Below are 6445 nucleotides of genomic sequence, written 5' to 3' on the forward strand. Positions count from 1 at the left end.
AAAGGCGCGCATCTGGTCACGGTGAACGATTACCTGGCAGGCGTCGGCCGGGAGATGATGGGCAAAATTTACAACTATCTCGGGCTGACGGTCGGATTGAACGTCCCGGGCATGTCGCATCAGGAAAAACAGGAGGCATACGCCTGCGATATTACGTACGGAACGAACAATGAATTCGGTTTCGATTACTTGCGTGACAACATGGTGCTGTACAAAGAACAAATGGTGCAGCGGCCTTTATACTATGCCATTGTCGACGAAGTCGACTCCATCCTGATCGACGAAGCAAGAACGCCGCTCATTATTTCTGGACAAGCCGCGAAATCGACCGAGCTGTACTATGCCGCCGATCGTTTTGTCAGCAAGCTGATACCGGAAGAAGACTACACGGTTGATGCGAAACTGAAAACGGTAAGCTTGACGGAAAGCGGCGTCGCCAAGGCGGAGCGCGCTTTCGGCATCGAAAATTTGTTCGACCATTCCCAGATCACGTTGAACCACCATGTGACGCAAGCGTTGAAAGCCCATGCGATCATGAAGCGGGATGTCGATTACGTCGTGCAGGACGGCGAAGTTATCATCGTCGACGAGTTCACCGGGCGTTTGATGACGGGCCGGCGTTACAGCGACGGATTGCATCAGGCGATCGAAGCGAAAGAGCAATTGATCGTGCAGAATGAGAGCATGACACTAGCCACGATCACTTTCCAGAACTATTTCCGGATGTACCAGAAGCTGGCCGGCATGACCGGCACGGCCAAGACCGAGGAAGAAGAGTTCAATAAAATCTACGGGCTGGACGTCATTGTGGTGCCGACAAACAAGCCGATGATCCGCAAGGATTTGCCCGATGTTGTGTACAAGACGGAAATGAGCAAATTCCGCATGGTTGTCGAGGAAATCGTCGAGCGCCACAAGAAAAACCAGCCGGTGCTGGTAGGCACGGTGTCGATTGAAAAATCCGAACTGCTTTCGGAAATGTTAAAAAAGAAAGGCATCCCGCACCAGGTCTTAAACGCCAAACACCATGCCAAAGAAGCGGAGATCGTCGCGTTGGCCGGGCAGCCGGGCGCGGTGACGATCGCCACGAATATGGCCGGACGCGGCACAGACATTTTGCTGGGAGAAGGCGTCCCGGATATCGGCGGCCTGCATATTATAGGGACGGAACGCCATGAAAGCCGGCGAATCGACAACCAGTTGCGCGGCCGTTCGGGCCGTCAGGGCGACCCGGGATCTTCGCAATTCTATATTTCGCTGGAAGACGAATTGATGCGCCGATTCGGCGCGGAAAACATCATGAACATGATGGACCGCTTCGGCTTCAAGGAAGACCAGCCGATTGAAAGCCGCCTGATCTCAAAGGCAATCGAATCCGCGCAAAAGCGGGTCGAAGGCAACAACTTCGATATCCGCAAAGTCGTGCTGCAGTATGACGATGTCATGAACCAGCAGCGGATGATTATTTACAAACAGCGCCGCGAAGTGCTGGAGTCGGAAAATATCCGTGATATTGTCCTGGGCATGATCGACTCGTGCATTGAGCGCGTGGTCGACGCCCATTGCCAGGACGAAGAAATTCCTGAAAACTGGGATTTGCAGGCGATCATCGATCACGGGCACGGCACATTCCTGCTGGAAGGTATGTTGACGGAAAAAGACCTCCAAGGCAAGGAAAAAGACGAAATCGTCGATCTGTTGAAAGAAACGGTGCGCAAGCAGTACGATCAGCGTGAGATCGAGATCGGCGAATTGATGCGCGAATTTGAAAAGGTCGTGACGCTGCGCGCGGTTGACAGCAAATGGATGGATCACATCGACGCGATGGACCAGCTGCGCCAGGGCATTCATTTGCGCGCTTACGGCGGCACGGATCCGCTGCGGGAATATCAATTCGAAGGCTTTGAGATGTTCCAGCAGATGATCGAATCGATTCAGGAGGAAGTCGCCACATATATTATGCGTGCGCACGTCGAAAGCAATTTGCAGCGTGAAGCGGTCGCCGAGGGCCAGGCGGTCGATCCGAAAGCGGAAGGCGGCGGCAAGAAGCCGGTACGCCGCGATGCAAAAATCGGGCGCAACGAACCTTGCCCGTGCGGCAGCGGGAAAAAATACAAGCATTGCCACGGCGCATCTTAAAACAGGCGGCGCTTAGAAGGCGCTTATAAGCGAAAATCCAGGGAGGGGCAACAACATGATTGACAGCGAATGGAAGCAGAAACTAAAAGAAGCGGGCAAGCGGCTCGCCGAGCTCAGGGGGTCTCTTTGACCTCGATTTGAAACTGGAGCAGATTGCCGATTATGAAGTGAAAATGGCAGCGCCCGATTTTTGGGACGATAATGAGAAAGCCCAGAAGTTGATTAGCGAAATGAACGCCGTCAAGTCATCCGTGGATGAATACCAGGCATTGGCTGCGGAATGCGAGGATTTGGAGTTGATGTTGGGGCTTGCGGAAGAGGAAAACGACGAAAGCATAGTCGGCGAATTGGAGCAAGGCATCCGCGCGCTTGTCGGGAAATTGCAATCGTTTGAGCTTTCCCTTTTGTTAAACCAGCCATACGACAAAAGCAACGCCATCCTGGAACTTCATCCCGGAGCGGGCGGTACGGAATCGCAGGATTGGGCCGAAATGCTGCTCAGGATGTACAGGCATTGGGCCGATGATCACAATTTTAAAGTAGAGGTACTGGATTATCTCCCTGGCGATGAAGCCGGGATCAAAAGCGTTACTTTGCTGATCAAAGGCCATAACGCATACGGATACTTAAAGGCGGAAAAAGGCGTTCACCGTCTGGTGCGCATCTCCCCCTTCGACGCATCGGGCAGACGGCATACTTCCTTCGTTTCTTGCGATGTCATGCCGGAAATTGAAGATGATGTCGAAATTGAAATCCGCCCGGAGGATTTAAAAATTGACGTGTTCCGTTCGAGCGGCGCCGGCGGCCAGCACGTGAACAAAACGGAGTCGGCCGTGCGCATCACGCATTTGCCGACCGGCATCGTGACCGCATGCCAAACCGAGCGCTCGCAGATCCAAAACCGCGAACGGGCGATGAAACTGTTGCGGGCCAAGCTGTACGAACGAAAGATGCAGGAACAAGAGCGGCAAATGGCGGAAATCCGCGGCGAACAGACGGATATCGCCTGGGGCAACCAGATCCGCTCCTACGTGTTTCACCCGTACAGCATGGTGAAGGATCACCGCACGCAGGTGGAAACGGGCAATGTGCAAGCGGTGATGGACGGCGAAATTGATCCGTTTATCGATGCGTTTTTACGAATGCAAATTGGATAAGTGGGAATCAAAACGGCAGTCGGTTTTAGCGCGCTGCCCTTTTTTGTGGAAAATGAACTATTGAATTAATATACATTAGTATGTATAATAATACATATTCTTGCACGGGAGGCATTTGCCATGGCAGCTGCAAACACCAAGCTGCGGATCGGAATCGTCGGTTCGACCGGTTACGGCGGCGTTGAATTAATCCGTTTATTGCTGGAGCATCCGAATGTGCGGATCACATCGGTCGTCTCCGCATCCCACGCCGGTTCGCCGATGTCCGAGTGGTTTCCGCATTTGACCGATATTATTACCGAAACGCTCGATCCCGTCGACGTGGATATGTTAAAGGCGAAAACGGATGTTGTCTTTGCGGCGACGCCGTCGGGTGTGAGTTCCGAACTTTGTCCGCGCTTATTGGATGCGGGATTGAAAGTAATCGACTTGTCCGGAGATTTTCGGCTGCGATCCCAGGAAGCCTATGAAACATGGTACAAACGTAAGGCCGCGGATAAAAAGTATTTGCAACGCGCGGTGTACGGCTTGGCCGAGGTGTACGGCACAAACGTCCGCGGGGCGGATTTTGTGTCCAACCCGGGATGCTATTCTTCCACGGCGCTCTTAGGCTTGATTCCGGCCGTCAAAGCGGGTTGGCTCGACGACGAAACGCTGATTATCGACGCCAAGTCGGGCGTATCGGGCGCGGGCAGAGGCTTAAAACTGTCTGCGCACTACTCCGAAGTAAACGAGAATCTGAGCGCATACAAATTAAACAAACATCAGCATATACCGGAAATCGAGCAAGTGCTGTCCGACGTTGCCGAGCGCAATATCGTCACAACGTTTACGACCCATCTTGTCCCGATGACCCGCGGCATTATGTGCACGATGTACGCAAAAGTGAAAGGCGACAGAAGCGATCAGGACTTTATCGATCTGTACCGGCAATTTTATGAGGGGCGCCCGTTCGTCCGCATTCGTCCGCAAGGCGTGTGGCCGGCCACCAAAGAAGTGTCCGGTTCGAACTATTGCGATATCGGCTTTGCCGTCGATCACCGCACGAACAGGGTAACAATCGTTTCCGTTACGGATAATTTGGTCAAAGGAGCTGCCGGCCAAGCGGTGCAAAATCTCAATCTGATGATGGGTTGGGATGAAGCAACGGGATTGCGGAAACCGGCGCTTTATCCTTAAAAGAATGGTGGAATAACAGCATGTTGATCAAAACAACCGGTTTTACTGTCGTGGAAGGGGGCACAATCACAACTCCCAAAGGCTTCAAGGCAGGCGGATATCATTGCGGGCTGAAAAGATCCCACCGCAACGATATCGGGGCGATCGTGTGCGAAGTGCCCGCCGCGGCTGCGGCAGTGTATACGACCAATGCGTTTCAGGCGGCGCCGCTAAAAGTAACGCGCGAGAGCATTGCGGCGGAAGGTAAACTGCAGGCAATCGTGGTGAACAGCGGCAACGCGAATGCTTGCACGGGACAGCGCGGGGAAGACGATGCGCGCGAGATGCGCGCGGTCGCGGCGCGCGTTTTCGGCATGCCGGAGCATCTGGTGGCAGTGGCGTCCACCGGCGTGATCGGCGAACCGCTGCCGATGGGCAAGCTGACCGAAGGTATCGAAGGATTGCCCGAAAAAGTTAGCGAGCGCGGGGCGGCAGATTTCTGCCAGGCCATTTTAACGACCGATCTGAGGCAAAAAATGATTTGCGTACGCGTCGACGTTGGCGGCCGTCCGGTGCATATCGCCGGAGCGGCCAAAGGTTCCGGCATGATTCATCCGAACATGGCGACAATGCTTGGTTTTATTACAACGGATGCCGCCCTCGCGGACGGCGAACTGCAAAATCTGCTCGGCATGGCGACCGACGCGACGTTCAACATGATCACGGTTGACGGCGACACGAGCACAAACGATATGGTGATCGCGTTGGCAAGCGGGCTGGCGGGCAATACGCCGCTAACTTCCACTGCCAAAGATTGGCGCAATTTTGCGCGAGCTTTTGGCTACGTTGCGGAATATTTGGCGAAAGCCATCGCCCGCGACGGAGAAGGCGCGACCAAGCTGATCGAAGCCCGCGTAATCGGAGCCGTTTCGGAACAGGCGGCGCGAGCGATCGCGAAGACGGTGGTCGGCTCAAGCCTCGTAAAATCCGCGGCGTTCGGCGCGGATGCCAACTGGGGGCGCATTATTGCCGCGGTCGGCCGCGCAGGGCAAGAGGTTGATGTTAATAACGTGGACATCTATATGGGCGAGATTCTCGTGCTCAGGCAGTCGCGCCCGGTCAAATTTGATGAAGCGCGCGCCCTGGAATATTTGAAGGGCGACACGATCGTCTTTGAAATCAGATTGAATATGGGACCATACCGGGCGGTCGCTTGGGGTTGCGACCTTACGTATGAATACGTGCGGATCAATGCCGCTTATCGCACTTGATGGGGAGCGCATGATGGAAGCAAACTGTTTTGTCATGAAATGTGGAGGGAGCACGCTGGCGCAGCTTCCGGACGCTTTCTATCACGATTTGCGCAAGTTGCGCGAAGAGGGATTGGCTCCGGTTATTGTCCACGGCGGCGGACCGGCGATTTCCGAAACGCTGGCGAAATTGGCTATCCCGACGGAGTTTGTCGGCGGCTTGCGCAAAACGAGCGAGGCTGTTTTGGACGTAGTGGAAATGGTGCTTTTCGGCAGCATCAACAAAGAAATCGTCCGCAAGCTGTTGCGGGCGGGCGCGAATGCTTTGGGGCTGTCCGGAGTGGACGGGCGCATGTTGGAGGCGAAGCCGGTAGCCAACGCGGCGCAAATCGGCTTTGTCGGCGAAGTTGTCCATGTCCGCACCGAGTTGATCGAAGCGGCAATTCGTTTGGGGTACATTCCGGTAATCGCGCCGATCGGCATCGATGCGGCGGGCCAGCGCTACAATATCAACGCCGACACGGCGGCGGGCGCCGTCGCCTCCGGCCTTGGCGTCGAGCGAATGATCGTCGTAACCGATGTTCCCGGCATTATGCGGGAAATTGGCGGCGAAAAAAAAGTGCTGCCGACCGTCACCGTACAAGAAATTGAAGAAATGATTGCATCGGGCGTCATCTATGGCGGCATGATCCCGAAAGTGCGGGCTGCCGTCCAATGCATCCAGGGCAAGGTGCGGCAAGT

The 6445-nt window shown here is 54.7% G+C and carries 5 protein-coding genes; all 5 read left to right on the forward strand.

The features are described 5' to 3' along the window. A partial coding sequence (secA, locus tag VF260_13330) for a preprotein translocase subunit SecA (protein HEX7058164.1) occupies positions 1–2139 on the forward strand: 2139 nt, incomplete at its 5' end. Between the two features lie 55 nt (positions 2140–2194). Then, positions 2195–3296 (forward strand): peptide chain release factor 2 gene (prfB, locus tag VF260_13335; GenBank protein ID HEX7058165.1). Its coding sequence is split into 2 segments (ribosomal slippage): positions 2195–2266 and positions 2268–3296, totalling 1101 coding nucleotides; the frame shifts between segments, so codons are not numbered across the junction. A gap of 120 nt (positions 3297–3416) precedes the next feature. Next, a complete protein-coding gene (argC, locus tag VF260_13340; protein HEX7058166.1) occupies positions 3417–4475 on the forward strand; it encodes an N-acetyl-gamma-glutamyl-phosphate reductase in 1059 nt (352 codons plus the stop codon). Between the two features lie 20 nt (positions 4476–4495). Beyond that, positions 4496–5725 carry a bifunctional glutamate N-acetyltransferase/amino-acid acetyltransferase ArgJ gene (gene argJ / locus VF260_13345; GenBank protein HEX7058167.1) on the forward strand — a complete coding sequence of 410 codons (1230 nt, stop codon included), beginning with the start codon at positions 4496–4498 and terminating at the stop codon, positions 5723–5725. A 34-nt stretch (positions 5726–5759) separates the two neighbouring features. Further along, a partial coding sequence (argB, locus tag VF260_13350; protein ID HEX7058168.1) for an acetylglutamate kinase occupies positions 5760–6445 on the forward strand: 686 nt, incomplete at its 3' end.

The organism is Bacilli bacterium (assembly GCA_036381315.1).
Taxonomy (GTDB): domain Bacteria; phylum Bacillota; class Bacilli; order Paenibacillales; family KCTC-25726; genus DASVDB01.

Bases quoted from the DNA above. Each gene is read 5' to 3' on its own strand.
- argJ (HEX7058167.1), top strand. From the start codon at position 4,496: ATGTTGATCAAAACAACCGGTTTTACTGTCGTGGAAGGGGGCACAATC.
- argC (HEX7058166.1), top strand. From the start codon at position 3,417: ATGGCAGCTGCAAACACCAAGCTGCGGATCGGAATCGTCGGTTCGACC.